This window comes from Oleiphilus sp. HI0067 (assembly GCF_001635735.1).
Genome location: NZ_LWFI01001222.1, coordinates 1 through 22,869, shown reverse-complemented (window position 1 = coordinate 22,869; position 22,869 = coordinate 1). Strand labels below are relative to the sequence as shown.

Annotated in this window: 21 protein-coding genes; 6 read left to right on the top strand and 15 right to left on the bottom strand. The window is 43.8% G+C overall.

The features are described from left to right. Nucleotide 1 precedes the first annotated feature (1 nt). Nucleotides 2-1,150 carry an ATP-NAD kinase family protein gene (locus A3739_RS18395; RefSeq protein ID WP_068476968.1) on the top strand — a complete coding sequence of 383 codons (1,149 nt, stop codon included), beginning with the start codon at nt 2-4 and terminating at the stop codon, nt 1,148-1,150. Between the two features lie 6 nt (nt 1,151-1,156). Here A3739_RS18395 and A3739_RS18390 read toward each other — a convergent pair whose 3' ends face one another. The 3 genes from A3739_RS18390 to A3739_RS18380 all read right to left on the bottom strand — a co-directional run bounded on the left by A3739_RS18390 (nt 1,157) and on the right by A3739_RS18380 (nt 3,929). Further along, nucleotides 1,157-1,570, bottom strand: a complete 414-nt coding sequence (locus tag A3739_RS18390; RefSeq protein ID WP_068476966.1) for a hypothetical protein — start codon at nt 1,568-1,570, stop codon at nt 1,157-1,159. Between the two features lie 3 nt (nt 1,571-1,573). Then, nucleotides 1,574-2,803 (bottom strand): pyridoxal phosphate-dependent aminotransferase, encoded by a 1,230-nt coding sequence (locus tag A3739_RS18385; RefSeq protein WP_068502353.1) that lies wholly within the window; start codon nt 2,801-2,803, stop codon nt 1,574-1,576. A gap of 112 nt (nt 2,804-2,915) precedes the next feature. Then, nucleotides 2,916-3,929: an AraC family transcriptional regulator gene (locus A3739_RS18380; protein ID WP_068476962.1), complete on the bottom strand. Its 1,014-nt coding sequence runs from the start codon at nt 3,927-3,929 to the stop codon at nt 2,916-2,918. A gap of 292 nt (nt 3,930-4,221) precedes the next feature. Between A3739_RS18380 and ccoM the strand changes: the two genes are divergently transcribed. Then, complete coding sequence (gene ccoM, locus A3739_RS31250) at nt 4,222-4,338, top strand: cytochrome c oxidase subunit CcoM (RefSeq protein WP_304439253.1); 117 nt, start codon at nt 4,222-4,224, stop codon at nt 4,336-4,338. A 161-nt stretch (nt 4,339-4,499) separates the two neighbouring features. Further along, on the top strand, nt 4,500-5,129 hold the full coding sequence (locus A3739_RS18375) for an SPOR domain-containing protein (RefSeq protein WP_068476960.1): 630 nt from the start codon (nt 4,500-4,502) through the stop codon (nt 5,127-5,129). A 51-nt stretch (nt 5,130-5,180) separates the two neighbouring features. Here the strand turns inward: A3739_RS18375 and A3739_RS18370 are convergent, their stop codons facing one another. Beyond that, the gene (locus tag A3739_RS18370; protein WP_068476958.1) at nt 5,181-5,972 is read right to left on the bottom strand and encodes a DUF1194 domain-containing protein; all 792 of its coding nucleotides are present in this window, start codon (nt 5,970-5,972) and stop codon (nt 5,181-5,183) included. Between the two features lie 331 nt (nt 5,973-6,303). On the opposite strand from A3739_RS18370, the gene A3739_RS18365 reads away from it, so the two are divergent. After that, entirely contained in the window at nt 6,304-6,735 is a 432-nt protein-coding gene (locus tag A3739_RS18365; RefSeq protein ID WP_068476957.1) for a DoxX family protein, read from the top strand. Nucleotides 6,736-6,781: 46 nt separating this feature from the next. Here A3739_RS18365 and A3739_RS18360 read toward each other — a convergent pair whose 3' ends face one another. The 7 genes from A3739_RS18360 to A3739_RS18330 all read right to left on the bottom strand — a co-directional run bounded on the left by A3739_RS18360 (nt 6,782) and on the right by A3739_RS18330 (nt 14,074). Next, the gene (locus A3739_RS18360) at nt 6,782-7,336 is read right to left on the bottom strand and encodes a heme-binding beta-barrel domain-containing protein (RefSeq protein WP_068476955.1); all 555 of its coding nucleotides are present in this window, start codon (nt 7,334-7,336) and stop codon (nt 6,782-6,784) included. 38 nt (nt 7,337-7,374) lie between these two features. Beyond that, on the bottom strand, nt 7,375-7,851 hold the full coding sequence (locus tag A3739_RS18355) for a DUF411 domain-containing protein (RefSeq protein WP_068475648.1): 477 nt from the start codon (nt 7,849-7,851) through the stop codon (nt 7,375-7,377). 49 nt (nt 7,852-7,900) lie between these two features. Further along, nucleotides 7,901-9,016: a DUF1513 domain-containing protein gene (locus A3739_RS18350; RefSeq protein WP_068476953.1), complete on the bottom strand. Its 1,116-nt coding sequence runs from the start codon at nt 9,014-9,016 to the stop codon at nt 7,901-7,903. Next, complete coding sequence (locus tag A3739_RS18345; RefSeq protein ID WP_068476951.1) at nt 9,016-10,056, bottom strand: imelysin family protein; 1,041 nt, start codon at nt 10,054-10,056, stop codon at nt 9,016-9,018. The genes A3739_RS18350 and A3739_RS18345 overlap by 1 nt, the downstream gene beginning before the upstream one ends. Then, on the bottom strand, nt 10,057-11,478 hold the full coding sequence (locus A3739_RS18340; protein WP_068476950.1) for a di-heme oxidoredictase family protein: 1,422 nt from the start codon (nt 11,476-11,478) through the stop codon (nt 10,057-10,059). It abuts the gene before it with no gap. An 81-nt stretch (nt 11,479-11,559) separates the two neighbouring features. After that, nucleotides 11,560-12,849: an imelysin family protein gene (locus tag A3739_RS18335; RefSeq protein ID WP_068476948.1), complete on the bottom strand. Its 1,290-nt coding sequence runs from the start codon at nt 12,847-12,849 to the stop codon at nt 11,560-11,562. Between the two features lie 73 nt (nt 12,850-12,922). Next, on the bottom strand, nt 12,923-14,074 hold the full coding sequence (locus A3739_RS18330; RefSeq protein WP_068476946.1) for a cytochrome-c peroxidase: 1,152 nt from the start codon (nt 14,072-14,074) through the stop codon (nt 12,923-12,925). A 134-nt stretch (nt 14,075-14,208) separates the two neighbouring features. On the opposite strand from A3739_RS18330, the gene A3739_RS18325 reads away from it, so the two are divergent. Both A3739_RS18325 and A3739_RS18320 read left to right on the top strand, forming a co-directional pair. Next, the gene (locus A3739_RS18325) at nt 14,209-15,564 is read left to right on the top strand and encodes an MATE family efflux transporter (protein ID WP_068476944.1); all 1,356 of its coding nucleotides are present in this window, start codon (nt 14,209-14,211) and stop codon (nt 15,562-15,564) included. Nucleotides 15,565-15,642: 78 nt separating this feature from the next. Further along, nucleotides 15,643-16,116: a peroxiredoxin gene (locus tag A3739_RS18320; protein WP_068476942.1), complete on the top strand. Its 474-nt coding sequence runs from the start codon at nt 15,643-15,645 to the stop codon at nt 16,114-16,116. A 10-nt stretch (nt 16,117-16,126) separates the two neighbouring features. On the opposite strand, the gene A3739_RS18315 is transcribed toward A3739_RS18320, so the two are convergent. The 4 genes from A3739_RS18315 to A3739_RS18300 form a co-directional block, all read right to left on the bottom strand. After that, nucleotides 16,127-17,179: a hypothetical protein gene (locus A3739_RS18315; protein ID WP_068476941.1), complete on the bottom strand. Its 1,053-nt coding sequence runs from the start codon at nt 17,177-17,179 to the stop codon at nt 16,127-16,129. A gap of 361 nt (nt 17,180-17,540) precedes the next feature. After that, the gene (locus A3739_RS18310) at nt 17,541-19,793 is read right to left on the bottom strand and encodes a TonB-dependent receptor domain-containing protein (protein ID WP_082868904.1); all 2,253 of its coding nucleotides are present in this window, start codon (nt 19,791-19,793) and stop codon (nt 17,541-17,543) included. Nucleotides 19,794-19,915: 122 nt separating this feature from the next. Next, entirely contained in the window at nt 19,916-21,163 is a 1,248-nt protein-coding gene (locus A3739_RS18305; RefSeq protein WP_068476939.1) for an imelysin family protein, read from the bottom strand. A 214-nt stretch (nt 21,164-21,377) separates the two neighbouring features. Further along, nucleotides 21,378-22,805 (bottom strand): DUF4856 domain-containing protein, encoded by a 1,428-nt coding sequence (locus A3739_RS18300; protein WP_082878488.1) that lies wholly within the window; start codon nt 22,803-22,805, stop codon nt 21,378-21,380. Between the last annotated feature and the right edge of the window lie 64 nt (nt 22,806-22,869).

Here is a 22,869-nt window from a genome sequence, read left to right as displayed (position 1 = left end):
TATGAGCCATTCAAAAAGATTTACCGTTGCTCTGGTCATTAACCCTGTAGCAGGTTTAGGCGGACCAAGCGGATTTAAAGGTAGTGATGCCGTTGATACCGCGGAGCGAGCAAGAGCACTTGGTATCACAAGTGCCATTCCAGGCAAGATTCAGCAAATCATAGAAGGCCTATCAGATAGCCTTGATCAGATTGAATTTCTGATTCCAAGCGGAACAATGGGAGAAGACTATTTTACTCAGCTAGATCATGCCAAATTAATGTATAAGGTTGTGTATTCCGCGCCGAGTGAGACCACTGCACAGCACACGCAAGAGGCTGTGAATATCTTATCTTCATTTAGTCCGGACTTGCTGTTGTTCGCTGGTGGAGATGGCACGGCTCGAGATGTTTGTGCGTCCATAAACAACGAGCAGGTATGTCTGGGCATACCGAGTGGTGTGAAGATGCACTCTGGTGTTTTCGCTATCACGCCTCAAGCAGTTGTGTCGATCATAAAGAGCATGTTGGCGCGTAAGCTCGTTGCGGTGACTGAAGCTGAGGTGCGTGATATTGACGAACGATCCTTTCAAGAGGGGCGGGTTGTTACCAAGCACTTTGGTGAGTTGCTTGTTCCCGATGATCAATTGTTGGTGCAATGCGTAAAGTGTAGCGGTTTGCCTGATGATCAGTTATCGCTAGATGACATTGCGGCATTCGTCTCTGAGACGCTCGAGGATGATGTACTTTATCTCTTTGGTTCTGGTGGTAGCTTACGACATATTAAAGAGTTCGTCGGCATTGATGAGCCAACCTTGCTTGGTGTGGATGCCTGGTATAACGGAGAGTGTATTGCGAAGGATGCGAACGAACCAGTATTGATTGATTTACTTGGCAATTATCCAAAGGCAAAGTTGTTTTTGTCTGTGATTGGAGGGCAGGGAGTAGTATTAGGCCGCGGTAATCAGCAGCTAAGCGTTCGCGTGTTAAGAATGCTTGGCATTACCAACATTCAATTTGTCGGGACGCAAGAAAAGCTTCATGCGTTAGAGGGTAAAGCACTGCAGGTCGATAGTGGAGACGATGCTCTGAACCAAGAGATTAGTGGTTATCGGCCCATTTTATGTGGCTATCACGACTACGTCTTGTACGACATCGCTTACAGTGCATAAGTTCGTCTATTTATTTTTGTACTCTGAAAACAAATGAATCATCAAGCGAGCCAAGTGAGTCGAGGTCCCATTCTTCAAAGCAATTCTAAGGATCTCTACATTAGGAAGCTTGTTGTCCTCTTCGGCTAACTCATCGCTTAGATGATTGAGCAATCTTAGTCCTAGGGCGCTAAGCGTCGCCTGCTCAATCGCTTCTTGTCGAAGCGTTGACTCAAAGCTCATGTATCCTTCGCTTTCTAGCCACAACATTGCTCCGAAACAGGCCTGAAAACGAGGGCTATGAAGCCCAAATTCGTCAGGATTATCTGGGCCTGCAACGTCTTCAACAAAAACCGAACTTTTTACAGGAAAGCTCTGATAAAGCTGCAATAGTACGACCGCGCAATCGCGATAAAACTCTTCAATGTGTATGTCGTACATGCTTTATTCTGTTTCAGGAAGCTGCTTGTAGGTCTGTAAAAATTTTTCGAAACGCGCAATCGCATCTCGAAGTACATCTTCACGCGGTAGGAATACAAAACGGAAATGTTGAGTGTCTTGCAAATTAAAGCCAGTACCATGCACGATGAGAATTTTTTGTTGTTTGAGCAAGTCGAGTACTAGTTGTTCGTCGTTGTAGACTTTGTGAACTTCAGGGTCTAGCTTCACGAACATGTAAAGTGCGCCTTCTGGCTTAGTACATTGTACGCCGGGAATCTTATTCAACAGCTCGTAAGCCAGATTACGTTGCTCGTAGAAGCGACCACCGGGGATGATCAGATCATTAATGCTCTGGTATCCACCAAGAGCGGTCTGAACGGCATACTGTGCTGGAACGTTTGCGCACAAACGCATTGAAGCCAACATATCTAATCCATCGATGAAGTCAGACGCTAAATGTTTAGGGCCTGAGATCATAAGCCAGCCAGAGCGATAGCCCGCTGCACGATAAGATTTTGATAAGCCATTAAAGGTAAGTGTGATGACATCATTCGACATTCCTGCCATCGGGAAGTGCACAGCATCATCATATAAAATTTTGTCGTAGATCTCGTCAGCAAGAAGAATCAAGTTATGTTCGCGGGCAAGATCAACAATCTGAGAGAGCAACGCTTTTGAATACACTGCTCCGGTTGGGTTATTGGGGTTAATAACTACGATGGCCTTGGTGTTTTCTGATATCTTCGATTTGATATCATCAATACTTGGCTCCCAGTTCTGTGTCTCATCACACTTGTAGTGAACTGCGTTGCCGCCACTCAGCGTGACCGCCGCCGTCCAAAGTGGGTAGTCGGGAGATGGAATTAGCACTTCGTCACCGTTGTTAAGCATGGCCTGCATAGCCATCACAATCAGCTCGCTCGCACCATTCCCTAAATAGATGTCTTCAATATCGACACCTAAAATTCCACGGGCTTGGTAGTGCTGCATGACAGCTTTTCTACCAGAGTATAAGCCCTTGGAATCACAATAACCTTGTGCGTTAGGAAGGTTGCGAATCACATCTGTTTGAATTTCTTCGGGGACGTCAAAATCAAACGGTGCTGGATTGCCGATGTTGAGTTTGAGAATACGATGCCCCTCTTCTTCGAGACGACGTGCTTCGCGGGCAACTTCGCCGCGAATGTCATAACACACGTTGTCGAGTTTTGAGGATTTCTTAATGCTTTTCATCGTTTTCTCTTTGTTTATTAAAGGTATTTATTAAGCCTAGAAGCCATTCTATATAAATAAAGGAATATTGGAATGCTTAGGGAGGTATCCGCGCGCCTATCTTTGTAGTTGCTTACAACAAATTTTGGATGGCAGCGTTTTCGGGGGCGCTAGCGATTAACTCGTTAGTGGTCATTCCGAGCTCTGATTTAAAAAAACGGCGGAAACCTGAGATCGTTTGAAATCCGAGAAGTTCGGAGGTTGTCTCAATGCTTTTGTTTTGTTGGATAAGAAATACTTTTGCCAACTCTATACGAGCTTGAGATGAGAGCTCGGAAAATGACGTGCCGAGTAGGCTGAGTTTTTTCTGAAGTCCGCGGGGGGAAATGCTAAGTATCGTCGACAGAGTCGAGCCATTGAACGAATCAGGAAGATGTCGAATCAATTGCGTACTTGTTCGATAGTCAAAGCTCCAATATCTCTCAGCATTACGCGCGCTATCAACGCATTTTTTGATGTAGGTTTTATGCAATGTATGATTTGAAGTTTTTAAGCCCACATCGCTTAGCTCGTTTTTAAATTCGAGAATAGACAATGGGGCGTTGAACTCAATGTTCAGACCAAACAGCTCGGAGTATGCGTCTGCGTAACTTGGCTTATCGAAGTCTAACCAGACTTTGCATGGGGAGATTGAATGGCAAAGACTGTCGCGTGCAAGGTTAACTAAATAAATGAAGACCGCTTCAGCGCAAAAACGTCTTTGATGTTCCGACACGTTTTTCTTGTAGGGATAGTTTAGTGCGATTGAAATAGAGTCACTGCTTTCAAACGTAGTTAAGTAATACGAAGCACCTTGCATGTAATGCAAATCGTTAATTATTTGCATTGCGTTGCCGAACGATGGTGCGGTCATTAGCGCGCGCGAAAAATCACACAAGGCGTAGGGGCACAGCAGTCTTCCGTAGTGGAGCCCTATGTCGGAGCTAGGGTCGTTTTCATAGATCGAACCCACCAAATGACCATAAGCATCTCGTGACTCTTCACTCATGCCAAAATTATTGACGATGCGTTCAGCGTCTAATGGTCGCGGCTTGAGTGGTTCAGGAGCAAGCTCCATCAGCAAGCGAAAATAAATTTCATCTAGCATGGCTTTCGTTCGGCGAAAAAAGAATTAAATAAAGTCTTCATTGAAGAAAAGAGAAGAGAGCCCTCTCGTAGTCAAGGTGCATTAATTATTGTTGCTCTAACAGCATTGCACTCAAGTCCCGAAATATTAACTTAGCTACTCTCAAGCAACTGTGCAGACAATCTCACTTTTATGACTTATTAGAATTCGTGCGCGTTATTCTATGAAAACAATGGATCTTGAATTGATCTGGCTCAAGCCTGCAGGAGAACTCCTTTGATAGCCTGAATGTACTAACTAAGGAGACAGAAATATGTATATAGATGAAACAATCATTGCGGGCGTAATTGTCGTTCTTGGAACTATCGGGTTTCTAGGTGGTTTTGCAGCATTTGTTTACAAAGATGCGCACAAGAAAAAATCTGTTTAGTTGTCAGAATTAAGCAAGAAATGGAACGTCAAGGTTTTGGCATTCTATTTCGAATGGATGTGCTTACTCCATTTCTCGCAGTCAAGTTATTGTTTTTAATATAGAAAAAATCCTTGGTATCAGTTTTGTATAAGAATTGACCACTTTTGTGGAGGTTCACAATGCGCAGATATTCTTTTACTCAAACAGAGCTGTACACACTCATTTTATTTATCGCCGTCATCGCAGCGTTGGCCGTGTTGCTTGGCTTTAATATCGCTTGGCAGTTTAATCAAAGCACTGCTAAAGCTCCTCTCGTTTTATCCCATCAAATTGAATCAGAACAGCTAGAGGTCACATCCAATGGGCCCAACTCAGATAGCGATGCACAGACGTATTTGTCATACGAGGGGCTGACTTCAACGGAAGTGTTTGATGCCGTCCCTGCTATAAATTCTGTTTCTGTAGCGGATGATGCACCTCTGCTTAAGTCAGACTCAGGGTTCAGTCAGGCGAACAAAGCTGAGGCTTTCGTGACTGAAGGTGCCACTGGTTTTTCGCTTCAGCTTGCCGCGTTTTCTGAAAAAAAGAGAGCAATAGCTTCTGCGAAAAATCATCGAGATGCCTATGAAGATCTAAGAGTGTTGGTGAGAGAAGTTGATGGTAAACAGTATTTTTCCGTGGTGGTTGGGCAGTTTCCAACTAAAAGTGCTGCGAAATTAATGCAACGAAATATGATGTCTAATACTGGAATATCTAGTTATGTCATTCAGCGTGATGGCGCTCAGCGTGAGATCAACCTAAGTTCTTAATTTTGTGGAGGAGATAAGCTCCTGACACTGATGGTCAGGAGCTTGGCGTAATTACGCTTTTTTACGACGTGTTGCCGCTAATCCTGCTAGCCCGATAGCAAACAAAGCTAAAGTGCCCGGCTCAGATACTTCAACATCGTTGATTTCTCTGAACAGTTTTGTTCTCAATGCAGCTTCAAAGTCAGTGCTGAAGTTGTTCGCAGTAACAAAAAAACCTCCGCCAGCAGTGGTTAAGCTTGTTAAAAAGTTTTGTCCACTCGCGTTGGTCAATGCATCCCCTACACCAATGGCGTTAACAGTAATACCGTTTGAATTCGCTGTTGTTGCTGCACTAATTGCTGCGTCATATGCACTCTCGCCCCCACAAGCATTACCACATACATTAGGGAAACCGTCTGTAGAGATATCGATGATTAAACTGTCACCATCAATTGAGTTTGATGTAATGCTGTTTGCGGCATCAGTAATAGCTTGGGCAGTATTAGTCGTGCCTGATGTATAGCTAAGACCGGTTGTCACGCCTCCGTCGAATAATCCACCAAACGCAGCGGCTTCTGTATCATTTGTCAAATGCGTCCATGAAATTGCTTCGGTTACACCAGATGAGAAGCGCCAAGCACTTACATACAATTCGTCATTTGATGTAACAACGTTCGTAAAAAAGTCATCTTGGAAAATGTTTTTATAGGCATCTAGTTGTGCGTTGTAATTGGTTGAGCCGATACTTCCTGAGCTGTCGATAACAAGCGCAAGCTCTATTACGGCGGCGTTTGCAGATGCGGCACTGAGAGAAATAGCAGCAGCAGTCGCTATTCCTTTTAATGCAGTTTTTAGTGTTTTCATTTTTTAATCCCTTTAGTTATGAACCTTGATCGGTTTTCTCCGTTTCCTTGGAGTTTTCCAGACTGCGAACCGGGTTGTGCAGAAATTGCGCAACGTAAGCGTAGAGTGCAATTATTAAGGCATTTTTACAAGTCCAAGCGAGTGATGGATTGCGAATAAGCTTCTAAAACTTGAAGTAATTCATGCTTGGCAATGAGGAGCGCTTAGGAAAGTGCTGCTATCGTTCAAATAATTTGAAGTAAAGCCTTAAAAATATGGTGTTAAACCTTAGTGAACTGCTTAATAAACTTGTCTCCGTTCTGAAAGATAATTCAATTTAGGAGATGGAATCATGAGTGCAACAAAACTATTAACATCAGTTGATCAGGCGTTAACAGGGCCAAACTTACAATCGATATTCGACATTGTTGGTCGAGTTGGTTTAGCTGCTATATTTTTATTGGCGGGTATTAGTAAGGTTCAAAATTTTTCAGGCACTGCTCAGTACATGGCATCAGTAGGCTTATCTGAAGCCTTGCTGCCATTAGTCATAGCATTTGAAATTGGTGCAGCGATTGCCCTGATAATTGGATTTCAAACGCGTTTAGTCGCTATCTCGTTAGCAATTTTCTGTGTTGTAAGCGGATTTATGTTTCACGGAAATTTAGAAGATCAGATGCAATTCATCTTGTTCTACAAAAATATCGCGATGGCAGGAGGCTTTCTAGTGCTTGCTGCGCAGGGAGCGGGGAAGTTTAGTTTGGATGCAAAGCTATTACGTTAAGCTTGTCCATTAGATGAAAAAGCCAAGACAGTGTCTTGGCTTTTTATTATGTATCGCTCTGTTTAGTTAGCTCTGCATGGTCTAAGTGATCAAAGCTTCGACCGTAGATTTCTAGATCCATATCCAAATCGTAGGCCAGTTTATTTTCTTCTAACTCCAGATTCATGCTCATTGATGTAGTTAAAGCCTTTTCTCGCATGAAAACGCTCTGTGCTATGTGTCCTTCGCGGTCTCGGCCGCGGAGTTTGAATGCCCAACCATTCTCTGTTTTCTCAACTTTACCTTCTAGTACGACTGAAACGCCTCGTGGAATAGCTAAAGTGTGAATAACTAAATCGTTCTCTTTGTCCCACATCCAATAGCCGCATTGGTCGTGAAGATGCTTGTTGTCACGTATACGATGAACGATTTGGTGATAATAAACACCGACAAGTTCTTGCTCTTCTGCGTTATCAACATCACCGATGGGGGTGTAAGTTACGGTTTCTCGGTAAGTGTTTTTCTCAGTTCCATCTGGCTCGGGGGAGGTGTCAGAGCCTTTGTCGCCGATCCATGTGCCAACTAGTAATGCAAGAGGTCCTAGATGTTCAAAATTATTCATAGTGTTCGCCGAAAATGTATTGACCAATGAGTATAGACTTAAAACTGTTCTTCATAGCTGTTGATGGATGCGAATTCCTCGACTGTGCCGTCTTTATTCATTAACCATACTTTATACGCTTGAAATCGATCCCCATCTTCCATACCAGCTGAACCTATTGGCATTCCGGGTACGCTTAATCCAAGTGCTCCAGGGGGAGGGTTGTCGAGAAATTGTTTCATCGAAATAGGAGGTACGTGGCCTTCGAAAACGTAGTTGCCCGCTACACCGGTATGACATGATCGTAGCTTTGGATGTATACCAAACTTATCTTTGATGCCGTTCAGTTGAGTGTGGTTAATGGGATTTGTTTGAAAGCCGGTTTTGTCTAGATGATCTATCCAGCCGTTACAGCAGCCGCAATGCTCTGATTTGTATACATCTATCGCGGTTTCTTGTACAAACTTTTCATCACCTGAAGAGGCAACGGACAAGGAATAAGATACGGTAAGCAATAGAGTAAGGAGTATGCGCATAGTCTAAATCCATAAATCGGAAGCGTTAGCTGTAAATACTAAAAAAAGCTTAACTTAAATGATTATCGAACGAAATAAGACTCCCTTTGTCTTGAATAAGTTCACTCCATTGTTTTACAAATTTGCCCGTACTTTGGTTCAAACTGTAGCCATTTATTTTCCCTGCTCCGCTGCTGGTAACAAATGCAAGATTTGAGGGGCTAATTCCACAAACATCGTGTGATCTTAGTTGATTGACTAAGGTCATTGTTTCGCTGTCCCAGAACGATATCAGACCTGCTCTTGGATCGCTTGCAGCAAAGTAACGACCAGAACTCTCAAATCGAATACTTCCGACATAATTGCTCGTATTTGCTTGTTTGTCTGGCAGTTGAGTAGCTAGCCTTAACTCTTCACCTAATTGAGTTTTCCCGATACAAGAACCCTGAGTATGAATTCTTCCCTGTTGTTGAGAACCAAATACAACGACGTCCTGCTTGTTTACGTCGATATGTCGAATACTAAGCTGATGGTGTTTTCTAGAAAGAGACCTTTGTTCTATCAACTCGCCGGATGCAACATCGATATACGAGAGGTTAGGGTGCATTGAGTCTATGTTTAGTTTTTTTCTCCCTGTGTTTGGGTGGGTGCGAATACCTCCATTGGCAACAACTAGGTAGTCCAGCTTGTGTAGCGTAGCGAGTTCATGTGGCCCAATTCCATGTGAGGCGTGATGCTGCAGAAGTCGGAACTCGTCTCTCACGTCTCTAATTCCGATTAAACCTTCCCCTGTTTCGAAGTTTTGTTCAGTTGTAAAAAGCAAATTGCCGTCACGACTAAAGCAAGCATGACCGAAAAAATGGGTGTTCTTCGGTGATTCTATTTGGACTAATTTTTCGAGTGAGTATGCGTCAGCGATAGTGAGATAAGTTTGAGGTCGTCTCGCGACCGCCACTACCATTGATTTATTGGGATTAAACAGGACTTGATGCGCCCGTCCTGGAAGCTCAAGTAGTTGTGGGGGGCTGTTGTTCTCTAACTTACAGAGTGCGAAGCGATCTCCTATTTTTATAGCACTTAAGATTGCATCGTTTTGTTTTGTATCGAATGCCGAAGATACTGAAGGCAGTGCAATAAGGCCTGTGCAAAGCGTCAACCCGTCTATTAAAAATTGTCTGCGGCGCATTAATCACCATCGCGACTATTGAAGCCTAAATGAATGCCCATCTTGGTCAGCGTGTTTTCTAACTCCGAATGAGCATGAATTAAGTCCTGCGCAATGTCTTTTAGCTCTCTGTACTGTTCGTTACTTTTTATCGCCTTTGCTAAAGGTAGGTTTATGCTCATTAGACGGTTTTTCGCACTTTCTAAAATAGAAGTGGTTGATGATAACTCTGCGTTAGGTATGTTTTTTTGCAGCGTTTCGATCATGGCAATGCTAACGTCTAAATTCTCAGTGATGAAGGGGAGAGAAAGGCCACTTCTCCAAGCTTCGAGACGTTGAAATTTTGCTTTTTTTGCGGAGCTGCCCATCGGTCGTAGCAATTTCAAAGCGCTAATAACTTCGAGGTTTTCAGCGGCTCCTTTCAGTAGCGCTGTTGCAGCATCGATCTCATCTTCAAAGAAACCGTCTAGTTGTCTTGGATCCTCAAATTGTTTGCGCATTGACTCTTTCCATTCAACAGCAAGCTCACTGCTGATACGGAGAAGATTTTGTGTATGTAGCGCGAGTAGTTCGCACGATCTGTTACCAATTGGCTCTTTTGAATATAGGATACGCTCTAGTACATTTAAGGCCCCAATACTAAATCGGCTAGTCGGGAACTCTTGCTCACTAAGAGCTATATCTGTATTTTTTTTGAATTCGTGAATACGTTTTCCTGAATAGCCTTTTTTGTCAGGCCAAAACTGAATACTTACATCGCGTTTTGCATATGAAATGGGACCAAAACGAATATGTTGGACAGCTTGCCAAGCAACCCCAAACTCAGCATAGCTGTTTTTGAAACTACTATATGCTTGAGTGTCTTTTTTGTTTCTACAGAATTTCACTCTGGCTTTATTTAGACTTGATGCGCTTGATTGTAGTCTTTCATAACCGGGAATAATCTGTGTGTTTACAACGTCTGAATTGAATGAGTTCCAATCGGCGTTGGCGAGTGAGCAAGACGTAAAAAATAAGCACCCTAATAAAAAGGATTTATGTCGCATAAAAAGACTGGTCATCTAGAGTGACTCCACAAACTGGATCAGGTGGTTCTGATCAGACTGAGATAAATTGACGAATTGCGTTTTACTTTTTCTAGCTTCTCCGCCATGCCATAAAATAGCTTCTGTTACGGTTCTTGCTCGACCATCGTGCAATAGTCGTAACTGCTGGTTGACTTGCTTTTGGTATGCCAGGCCCCAAAGTGGGGGTGTACGCCATTCAGAGCCGTTTGCTTGATGCTCTATAAAGCCATCTGCTAACTTCTCGCCCATATCATGCAACAAGAAGTCTGAGTATGGCCATATGGTTTCGTTAACCGGCAGCGCTTGGATTTTTGAATCAAGAGTATAACTTGGTCGGTGACAGTCCGCGCAGCCAATATCGGAAAATAGTTGCTGACCTTTTATTCCTTTATCGTCTAAATTCACTCTTTTGGGCACGCTAGTCATCGAAGTGAAGTACAAAATACTTTGCATGACTTTGTCTGATGCTTCGTAGCCATCTTGTTGTTCTGTATTGCCGTGTGCTTGCGCCAAACAGTCAGTTTGTTGCTCGGTACAGTCTCCATAACCAGAAGGGAACCACTTCGAACCAACTCCAATGTCAGTGTGTAGGGCATTGGCGTTTTGCTGAGCAAGCGTGGCTTGTCCGGACTTCCAGCCAAAACGTCCTAGTTCTGATGAATTAGTATCTCTGCTGGGAACATAATTCGGTCTCCCAGAAATGCCATCGTTATTCGTATCATTAGGGTCTGCCCATTTTAGAATGTCTTCGTCGTCAATTGATTCAATTAGCCCTAGCCCAATTAATGCACCTGCCATTCGAGGTGATTGTTGTGTGCTTGGATGGAGAGAGTGATTGCTAGGGAATGATAGAGTGTATCGGGGTTCAAAAAGCGATACGGATGTATTTGAGGCTACTGACACCATTTGAGTTGAATAGTGAATCTCCAAATTAGCTTCTGCCTGTCCATTGGGGTAAGCAAAGGGCTGTATTTGCGTACCATAAAATGGGTCTTGACCGAACTCTGGGTTGTTTAGTCTGATCACTAACCCAACCGGATTGATCACGAGATTCTCTGAGAAATCAAGCTTTGCTCTTCCGTTTTTGACATGGCATTGGGCACAAGATCGCGCGTTGTATAAAGGGCCTAGACCATCACTAGCTTGGGTGCTTGAAGGCGCAAATACCCATAGTTTTTCGAATAAGGCTTGTCCTACTCTATAGTTTAAGCCTTCTTCTAGTCCGATGCCTTTGAAAGGCTGAAGGAACGTATCAGCGCCTGTATTAGAAGCACTTAACGAGCCGGCAGGGAGATGATGATTATAATCATCGCTTTTTGAAGTATGTTCCGCAGACGTAAAGGTGCTTACATAAAAAAGAGAGGCAACTAACAGGCTGCCAAACCCTAAAATCGTTATTGGTTTGCTTGTAATCATAAACAAAAAAACCGGGCTATTAAGCCCGGGAGAGAAGCGCCAAAATGGCAAACTGAATGTTAGTTATAGTTGAGCAATTTTTTAAAGTACTGCGCTTGGGTTGTCTAAGCTGTCAGAGCCTTCAACTTCGATCTCTTCAAGATTGAGAGCCACAACAATTTTTTCGATAGTTTTGGTTTGATCCACAAGAGCGTCCACGACGTCTTGAATTACTTTATTCCCTTCCGCATTGCCTTCACCAATTAAAACATCGAAGGTGTTTCCTTTGTTCGCTTCATCAACCATTACTTGCATCGCTGACATTGTAACGTCTAGTTTGTTGCGCATTTCTTGGTCTAGTTCGGCATCTTTTGCTGCGACAAGATCTGAAAGACTTGCGCCGTCGACAACTTCTCCGCTTACCTTAGTGTAAGAGCCAAGGTAAATATTTCTAATACCTAGTGCGTCGTTGAAGTGAGATGCATGCGTGTTATCTGCAAAGCAATCGTGCTCTTCTTCTGGGTCATGAAGCATTAGGCCAAGCTTGATACGTTCACCGGCAAGCTCGCCATAACTAAGACTACCCATACCTGTTAGCATGGTAGAAAGACCGCCATTATCACCTTTCGCAAGAAGTTGTTTGGTGGCTTCACCGTCTGCAGTCCATGCTGCAACAATATCTTCAAGATCAGAAATTAATAGTGTACTTGCAGCTTGAAGATACTCGCGACGACGGTCACAGTTGCCGTTAGTGCAGTTTTCTAGTGAGAAATCTGTTGCTGGACGTGCGCCCGCGCCTTGATTTGTTCCATTAAGATCTTGACCCCATAGCAGGAATTCAATGGCGTGGTATCCAGTTGCTACGTTCGATTCAACTTCATCAATTTCTTGAAGCTGTTCTGATAGCAACGCTGGCGTGATTGATGATGCATCTACTTCAACGCCACCAACGTTAAGCTTTGGATTGGCGATTATGTTTGCAGCGTAATATGGGTTTTCATCAGATTCAGTGCCATAACTAGCGTCAACGTAATCAATGAGGCCTTCGTCTAGTGGCCAAGCATTTACTTTGCCTTCCCAGTCATCAACATATGCGTTGCCAAACCGATATGCTTCGGTTTGTTGGTAAGGTACACGCGCTTCAATCCAAGCTGATTTTGCCGCCGCAAGCGACTCTTCAGATGGAGCGTCTAGCAAAGCTTTGATTGCAGTATCGAGTGTTTTTGCCGTGTTCAATGAGTCGCCATAGTTTGATTGAGCGATACTTACATATTGACTAACCACGTCAGTAGCCGTTGCTGTCTTTTGCGCTGGAGCTTCATCTACAGTACTGCACGCAGTGAGTAGAGCGCCTGAGATAATTGCAGCGCTAACAAGTTTAGTGTGTTCCATTTATTTCCCCAAAAAATGATTTATTTTTAGTTGTGCATGCCATGTTATTGCTAATGAGAATGATTAGCAATAACTATTTTATAAGGTGTTCATATTTTTTGTCCGTCAAGGTTTTCATAAAAGCAACAAGTGCTTTTATGCGTCGAGTGTCTAAAGCGGGTCCATGTTCTAGCTCCTTCAGTGAGATATTTTCCGACACTTCGGCGTCTAACCACCGTTGATTAGTTTCAGGGTTGGTTTGATTCTTTGAAGAACGGCTGTTGTATTTGTTGTAAAACCGCACCACTGTTTCAAGTTCGTTAAACACGCCGTTATGCATATATGGTGCTGTGATTGCAACGTTTCTAAGCGTAGGGACTTTAAACTTCCCATTTAGCTTGGCACGGTTTTCTGTATTTATTTTGTCGGTAGAGCCTAGGCCAAAATCTTGGCTTCGTGGAGGAGTGCCGTTAATTTTTCTCAACGCAATATTGCTTGGAACACCAATATTATGGTGCGTGTAGTCTGTAAATGTTTCTTGAGCGGCTATGTTGCTGGTATGAAGTTGGTGGCATTGATTGCAGTTCGTAAATTGCTGGGAGAAGAAGAGCGTCATACCTAAGTCTTCTTCAGCCGTCATTTGGTATTCTCCCCGAAGATACCGATCGTATTTTGAGTCAAATGGGGATAACTCCGTGCTTGTTTCATAATTCGCGATTGCTGTAATCGCTGCATCAAATAACTTGCCGTTTTCTTTAACAACTTGTTCGCCGAAGAGTTTCGAAAACGCGGAAAGGTAGTTTTGATTTTCTCGGATGCGTTGTGAAAATTCAGCGTCTGAACGAAGCCCCATTTCATCAGGGTTAAGGGGAGGGCCAGCCGCTTGCTCTTTTAGGTTGTTTGCACGACCGTCCCAAAATAGTCCGCCAATGTACTGACCTGAGTCATTTATATGAAATTCAGGTGTGAAGCTAGCATAGGCGGCACTCGGAGTATTTCGGTCACCGATACTTGTGTTATTTGCTCCAATTGAGCCGGCGCTTGCGGCATTGAGTGATCGTGGATCTGTAAAAGCCTTGTCTGGATGGTGGCAGCTTGCGCACGATTGATTTCTGTTTATTGATAAATTTTGATCAAAAAAAAGATTTTTGCCGAGCGATTGGAGCTCGCTTAGTTCGCTAGCATAGCTTGATACAGTGTATGCGAGTGTGGCGATACAAAATATTGAGAGTAATCGGATTTTCATTGTATGCGTTAGAGTTCTGTCAGTTTCCCCAAGAGTATAGATAAGTTAAAGCAAATGCGAATGATTTAGATCAAGTATTGATTAACCTTTATATGTGGCGATAATAGCGGCCGACTTATTGAGAGATCTTACTTTTGAAAAAATCGAACACTTTTCTGTCTGGTTCTGTAGCGCGCCAGCTATTGTCGATGACTTTTGCATCGTGGATTGCAATGGTTGCAGGGATGTTACTGTCCTTGGTCGATACCTATTTTTTAAGTCGTTTGAATGATGTGCATGTCCTTTCTGCAATGGGATTTGCTAGTTCAATTGGCTTGTTCATGTCTGCGATTGGTATCGGTTTATCGGTCGCTACTTCTGTGCTGGTGAGTCAAAAATTGACTCGCTCGGGAGAACACGCAGCGCATCAGTTATTTACATCTATTGTGTTGATGGGATTGCTCATTGGTTTGCTCGTGATGTCAGTCTTGTTATTAGGGTTGCCATTTATTTTATCCATTCTCGGTGCCAAGGGAGCGTCTTTTGATTACGCAACAAGCTATCTCCAGCTAACTTTGCTGGTATCCCCATTAGGTGTTTTAGCCATGATTTTCGCATCTGGCCTGCGCGCTGCAGCAATGGCCAAGGCATCGATGTGGATATCTTTGATTGCAACGATTGTGAATATCATATTGTGTCCAATCTTCATTGAATGGTTTGAGTGGGGAATAGAGGGGGCAGCATGTGCAACTATCGTTGCACGCTTTATCTCTTTTGGAATTGGTATTTGGTACTTCGGACACCAGTTGCGTTGGTTTAAACGAATTGATTTGATCTTCGTCAAACAAGAGTTTCCGGGCGTAAGACGAATTACAATGCCGGTGCTGATTTCAAATTGGTTCATGCCAGTGGGAAGTATGATCGTTGTTTGGATAGTTGCTGCTTATGGCGATGAGGCAATGGCGGGCATGGCCATTGTTGGTAGTTTAGGTCCAGTTTTGTTTTCAGTGTTTTTCTCGATCACCGGAGCTGCAGGCCCAATGGTGGGGCAAAACGTAGGCGCTAATCAGCCAGAGCGTGTGGGGCAGATCTACAGGTCTGGCCTATGTTTGATCGCATGTTACACCTTGATTATATGGGTTTTAGGCATGCTTAGTTATGATGCTATTGCAGATATGTATGATGTTGATGGCATAGCAGCAGGCATGATTATGATTTATTGCTTGGTGCAAATACCGCTATCTATGGGTATTGGAGCGATCGCTTTATCAAATGGTATTTTCAATAATCTCGGCAAGCCTAATTGGTCAATGCGCTTGAGTTTAGCGAGGGCAACAATGGGGACTTTATTGTTGTGTTATGTTGGTAGCGAATTGTTCGGTTTGTATGGAGCGCTGATTGGTTCAAGTCTGACGTTTTTCGTATTCGGCTTATTTGCAGTCGTTTTGGCAAATCGTTTGTTTTTTCGCACCTATCCTGACAGCCGGTTAGTTTTCTCGAATCGATACTAATTGTTTAAATTAATCTTATTATCAGTTTATAACGTAGTTTAAAAGCTGATTTTAACTAAGAATTCTAAGGTGATTAATATGATTCAAGTCGGAGATAAACTTCCCGAGCACACATTTCAGTTGTTAAACGACGACGGGATGCAGAATCCAACAAGTTCTGAGCTATTTTCTGGTAAGAAGGTTGTGCTGTTTGCTGTGCCTGGAGCTTTTACGCCAACGTGTTCTGCAGCGCATTTGCCGAGCTATGTTGTGCATGCGGATGAGCTAAAGGGCAAAGGTGTCGATGCGATCATATGCACTTCAGTCAATGATGCATTTGTGATGAAGGCATGGGGAGATTCATCTAATGCTGAAAACCTATTGATGCTCGCTGACGGGGACGGAGAGTTTGCTAAAGCGATTGGCTTAGGTGTCGAGACAGGCGCGTTTGGCGGGATTCGCTCGCAGCGCTATTCAATGATTGTGGAAGATGGCGTAGTAACGGCTTTGAATATCGATCAACCTATGCAGTATGAAGTGAGCGGAGCTGAGGTCATCTTAGGTCAGCTCTAAATCGTGCTCTTCAGAAAGGGAGAGGTTTAATGAGTTTGATGATCTCTCCAGTTTTAATGGCTGAATCAAGTGACTCAGCCATTCTCTCTGTTTCTTGTAGAACTGTGTTCCAATATTTTTGTCTTGTTGTGACGTCTAAGTCTACGAAGTCGTTTCTGTCCGGGATCTTTCCGTAGGGTAGAGCGCTAATAAAGTCTTTCGATGGGCAAATGAGCACTGTTCTGTCGTAGTGTTCACTTCTCGCAACTCTCTTTGAGCTTTTATCAAACCAACCAGGTTTGGGCGTTGGGTTGAAATGTGGGTACAAGCATAGCCCTTTGTTTTGAATCTCAAAGTCAAAGTGGTAATCGATTACTCCTCCATCTCGATACATTCCCGAAGGGGCGCCTGGTATATTTCTTATCCCTGCCATAACCATCGGTATGGAGCCCGACGCCAAGAGTGCCGGCATTAAGTTACTGTCTGAAAGCGAGACATGTTGCGTTGGAATGTTATCGGGGTCTTGTAGGGTGAATTCACTATTAGGGTGATGAAATACAAAGCGTTCGAACTGAGATTTTAAATGCTTGCGGTTGATTCTATTGCCAACATAACTCTTTGCTAGACCAAGTCCCTGTAGCATCGTATTTTCATACTGCACAAAACCCTTAGATTTAGCGACGATAAAGTGTGCTTTAAAGACTGGGTTGTGAAGAATTTCATCAATGCCGGACTCACTAACAACGTCTCTTAATAGTATTTCTGCTTTGTCAGTAATGTCGCGTGGTTTCGGTTTTTCCGGATATATAGTCGCGCAATAATGACTGGCGAATCGCTCGATCGCTACAACTGGATTGGCTTGCGCAAAACAAGCTGCTCGGAAGGCTCCGGCGCTGGAGCCAATGAGATTGAGTTCTTGAGTTCTATCTTTAAAGAAATATCCAAAAAGGTATCTATCTAAGCCGTATAAACTAAACCATTTTGGGCCTCCGGAGGCACCCAGAAACGACGTAAATAGCGATTGTTTGAATCCTTGTTCTTGAATCGTTTTTCGTGCAGTTTCGCCAGCGTAAAGCTCGATCAAAACGTATCCTTATATGTGATATTTTGTTTGATGTATTGGTTTGACAGCACGATCATTAATCGAAAAGGCAGTCGATGCAACAAGCTTTAGCGAGAAAATATAGATTCTCTTCCGTGAAACTTGTCGCAAGAAGGTCCGTAAAAGGGAATAAGATTGAAGGGAGTTAAAGCATGAGGTTGCAAGTTAAGCCGATTCATTTTTTCGATGCTCAATTAGGGCTGTTCGTTGGTAGTGTTCACTTCTCGCTACTCTCTTTGAGCTTTTATCATGCCAATCTGGTTTGAGTGTCGGATTCAAAAAAGGGTAAACATACTCAATGTTTACCCTTATCGGTATCAACTAATTGCGGTAGCCTGTTTAGTTAAAAGTTATACTTCATGCCGACCTGAACTTGCCTTGGAATACCTGGTCTGTCGCCAAAAGGGCGTAGCGAGGTGACGTAGACTTTATTTAGCGCGTTTCTCAGGCTGGCATAAATATGCAGGTCCTTAGAAACTTTATAACTGCTCTTCAAGTCAACGACTATGTAGTCGTCGATAGTTCTGTTGCTAGGACTTACATTCGTATTTGCGGTGTCATTTCGCTCGCCAACGTACTTGACGATAAGGTGATTTTGCCAGCTTTTACCAACGATACCTGTCGAGAAGCTCGCTTGGTGTTCTGGAATATATGGTAGTGGATCACCGCTCTTGATATCACCTACGCCCCAATCTGGGTTGGTTGAACCAAAGCTTTCCGCAAATTTGGCCTGAGTATAGGTGTAGTTAAACTTAAATGGATAAGACAGATCATTGTGTTGCAGGCTATAACCCAGCGTAATTTCGGCACCTAATATCTCTGCTGCGCCACCATTAAATTCTTTGTCTATGTCAGCGTCGGCACAGCCAGAAGAGAAGGTGCATACGCCTTTAATGTTAGAGTAATCATTATAAAATCCGACTAGCTCCGTATTGAAAGCGCCTTCGTAATAACGAAAGCCAGCTTCATAGTTGATACTTTCTTCAGGGTCGATATCATCATTTTGTCCGGGACCAACCGGTGAAAAGCCTTTATATACGCCGGCGAGTAATCCCAGTTCTGGTGTGAGTTGATAGAACGCACCTAGTCCTGGAATCAAAACCGTATCTTCATTCGATATGTCATCAGCGTTGCTGCTGGAACGATCCTTTCGCACGGTATCAATAAACTCTGCTCTGGCACCACCTGTCAGTGTCCAATCGCCTATTCTGATTTTATCTTGTACATGGATTGCTATTGCGTCTGTGGAATCTTTGTTGGTTGTGGTTGCAACAGTCGCGGCTCCGTCAGAGATGAGCTCGCCGTTCGTCATCAAAAACGAGTCTGTCGTATGATTTCGCTCGATGTAGTCATTATGAAGGCGGAATCCAAACTCGAATTCATGTGCGACTCCGAGAAGCATTGGGTCCCAGTGTGCCAAAAACTGTATGCCTTGAGAAACATATTCACGATCGTTGTTGCCAACAATTAGCGTTCCGTCTGGGCCCAGATCTGACGAGTTTATTTCGCCGCGTAATACCTGAATAAAATCGACATTAATGCCTTGATTCGGATTGGCAAAGATTTCCGATAAAGATGTATTGGTATCGAAACCATTTAACTTAGACCAGAGTCGTTCAAACTCATTGCGATAAACAATGGTCGTCAACGATAAGGTAGGGTCGAGTTCGATATAGTGCGTTAGCATCAATTGCTTATGCTCGGCGTCCATATGGTCTCGGTCACTAGCTGCATAGCGTCGATAAGGCGTGTCCTGAAAGTCTTCTTCTGTGACACCAAGATAGGTAGAGTCAGAGTCTTCATCCGAGTACTGAATTTTGACTTCCAATTGCTGATAAATATCGGCGCTAATATCTGAGTTGATCAAGCCCTTCAGCGTAATATCACTTTTGTTAAAGCCAGTGTCATTGCCAGTGTCTAGGTCTTTAAAACCATCAGTCTGTAAGTTGATGCCGTCGACTAACCAGCCCCAAGTATCTGTTCTCTGGCCATAGAACAAATGCGCTTTTGAATAGGCGTCTGTACCGTAGGCGATATTTAGGCGTCCACCATCTTCTTCTGGAACTGAGCGTGTCACCATATTTACCGCCCCGCCCACAGTGTTAGGTCCATATTTAATGGCAGACGGGCCTTTAAATACTTCTATACCTTCCATCTTTGCGAACATTGGAAAGTAGTATGCGGCAGGAGCTGAGTAGGGCGCAGGCCCGATCAAAACTGCATCTTCCATTAATGCGATTTTACGGCTGCGATGCGGATGTGCGCCACGCAAACCGATATTGGGTCTTAAGCCATAGCCTTCCTCTTCTTGAATATTGACGCCCGGTATATGGCTTAACACACGATTAATATCATCATATTCAAACTTTTCGATGTCATTTTGGTCGATGAGATGCGCGGAACCCGGTTGTTTTTTGATCTGAGTCGCACCGCCGGTAATGTAGATGTCTTCGCGTTTAACGCTGGTAATGGAAGACGAAGCGACTGCTTCTTCGGTACTAAGTGAAGCCTCATTTTCAGATTGCGCGTGTGATAGTGGGCTAATGCAAAACGCTAGAGGTGCCGCAAAGGCAAGGTGTAACAGCTTAATTTTCATAGTCAGGTATAGGGTAAAATCTATGGTAATAAAAATAACTAAGCGAGATCACAATCTTCTTTGTGAGCCTAGAAGATTGTGACCTCGCTCGATATAGAAAATAACAACGCTAGCGCTTTGGTCTAGTCGTTATCTCCTTCTGCTGATTGAGGAATCGCTAAAGTTAGTGCTGTGACGAAATCAGTCTTAAGAACATCTGTGACTTTCTTAACATCAGCATGCAGTGCGCAAGCTTCTTCAAGTCTGTTATCTGAAGTAGAGTTAGTGCAGTCAGCCTCATTGATTCCTGTCACGCTAGCAACGAGTGTAGTGCCGAAATTATCGATGTTTGCAATTGCCGCATTAATATCGGTTGTCATGGTGGATGCGATATTGCCTTGGCCTGCATCTTCAAGTAAATCGTCCATGCCGTTATTTAATACCGCGAGAAAACCTTGAAGATTTGCTTTGATGTTTGCCAGCGATTGGTTGGCGTATGTAGATTCAACTGTTTCAGGGCAGCTTGTACTAGCACAGTCAGCGCTGATACCGGCAGGCTCCGCTATTTTCATATCTTTCACTTCTGTATCTAGATAGAACAGTGCGTCTGATATTTCATTCAACGCCTCTGTTGCTGAAGAGTACCGAGAGCTTGTGCTGCCTGCAGTACTTAATTGTTGAAAATAGTTGTCACCTGCACCTTGCCAGTCGTCCAACAAAGCGGTGATTTGAGCTGCAACGTCGTTTGCTACGATTTTGGCATATTCACAACGGGCAAGTGAGCGGTCAGCATCTGTTCTGATATTCCACGCACCGTTTGTCGGACTTGTTGTTGAGCTGTCTGTTGAACACGTGTGGTCAAGATCATTGGAATACAGTAGATATTCAAGCGCATCTAATCCGATACGACGAGGGGTTTGGCTGTTAATATCAAATCCTGCTGTATCGTCATCATAATCAACTAAGGCGCCATCAACAAAGCAACTGCTTTTGGCCGGCCAGCTATAAATTCGCTCTCGAATACTATTGTTCCCGCCGTCGAATGATGGCCCGAAGTTCATGACTTCAGCTTGTTGCCACGCAGTCATCGCAGCTTGCCAAGTGCTCTGAGCTGTCGCTAGGGTGGATGCGACATTGGCGGAACTAATTGCCACTTCATCGCAATATGCATCAATAGCATTTGCTAGGCTTAGTGCTTGGTTGTTGCTGTTCTGTAAAACTGGAATCACGGCATTCGCAATATCGGTTAGTGCTTGTTGTTGGGCAGTCAATTCTGCATCCGGAGTGGGGTTGTTGTTTGTATCTGAGCTTGAGCTACCTCCACCACCACAGGCTGTTAGGAGAAATACGGAGGCGCTGATAATTACAGAAGAACGTTTCCAGTTGAACATAATGTACCTCAATTCTTATGTGTTGGTTTCAATGAGCAAGTGATTAAGGTTTGCTTGCTGGAACTGAAACTAGGTTAGACCTGATAATGTTTGTGTTTTTAAACGCACAAAAGGGTAGGCTCTAAATGAATCCTACCCTTGTTGTAAAGCTATCCGTTGCTCAGCGGCTTGTATAACTGCTTAATGTGCTGGCTAACGGAAATTGCGTAGGTGCTTACCAGCCGTTTTCACCGTTTGCATCACCCATATTCTCATCAGCAAAGTTGTAAGCAGCTTGGAGAATATCGCGTGAAGCAATCAGGCTTGCACGATAGTTATTGATCGTGGTTGTATCGGCAGTAGAAAGTACAGGTGCATCACCTAGGTTGGTGTTGATTGTTTCAATGTCTGTGATACTGATTAGTGCATTCGGGTTAAATTGAAGGCCCATAACAAAACCTTTCAACTCTGACCAATGTTTCGCGTGATTGCGGAAACTGTAATCATTCGTACCGAAATCGTTCATGTCTTGAAGCGTGTCGTTGATATAGTGAACAGCTGTTGCCGCGTACACTTTTTCCCAGTTGTTAACGATGATGTCGCGTTGCGCTTCCAGTTCGACTAGGTCAACATCAGCACCACTTTCAGTAATCAAGCTGCGACCTGTTACGAAGGCATCAAAGATAGCTGTAGTGAAATTAGTTTTAGCATCATCCGAGCTACCAAAATCGCGTTTTGCGGCATTAACTGCTGCTGCGAAGTTGATTTCTGAACGCAGGTCAATTTCACCGTCGCCATTTGTGTCGAAGTAACCTTCACCACGTGGGTTGCCCTCTGCAGAGCTGTGGTTGCGGATCTCAGCGTCGGTGTATAGGTCGTAGTCACGTGCTGCGCCGAAGTAGCCGAATGCTTCGTCCCAAGCATGTTCTAGCCCTGAGTAAGGCTTAGGAACACCGCTTTTCACGGTTTGCTCTGCACTTGCGTTGATACCTTTGCCATTACCAAGATCATCGCTTAAATAGTCACCCGTACCTTGAGAGTACGCTACTGACATGAGCAAGAACTTGTTGGTAAGTTGTTGCAGGTCAACACCTGTAACTGTCAAATAAGGAGGTAGTGCGTCACCCGCATCTACAGGGTTGAGGCGTACGCTTGGATCAACAGCATTTGCTGCAACGATACCGAATAGGTATTGAACAAACTCGTCTGGTGTTGGGTTTGCGTCCAGACCTGTTGCCCAGCCGCGCAGAGTAGTGTGGCGTAGGCTGTTGTCTTCACCAGCAATTTTTTCTTTCAGGTCTTTTCCAGTGGAAATGTCGCCGTAGGTTGGGCCTGGGCTAAGCGTTTCTGCGCCTTTGGTCAAAAGGTAATTGGTGTTATCAATATCACCGCCAGAATTAGCGTCATATAGAGCATTTAATTCATCCAGCACATCGCTAGCTACTGTGGCCGTAGCGAAATCGCCAGCGATTAGACTTTTCAAATCTGAAATTAATACTTGGCGCGCTGTTTGACCAGAATAGGAAATACTACTTTCGCCTGCTTCAAACTGGCTTTCAAAAGAATAGGCAGGTTGAGCGGAAGAACCGCCTCCATCGCTGCTACTGCAGCCAGCAAATGCAACGCTAAGTGCCATTGCTGAAAGGGTAAACGTCTTTTTCATTTTTTATAATCCAAATAAATTGTGATAAATGATAATAATTATTATTTGCGTCAGGAGTTTATTT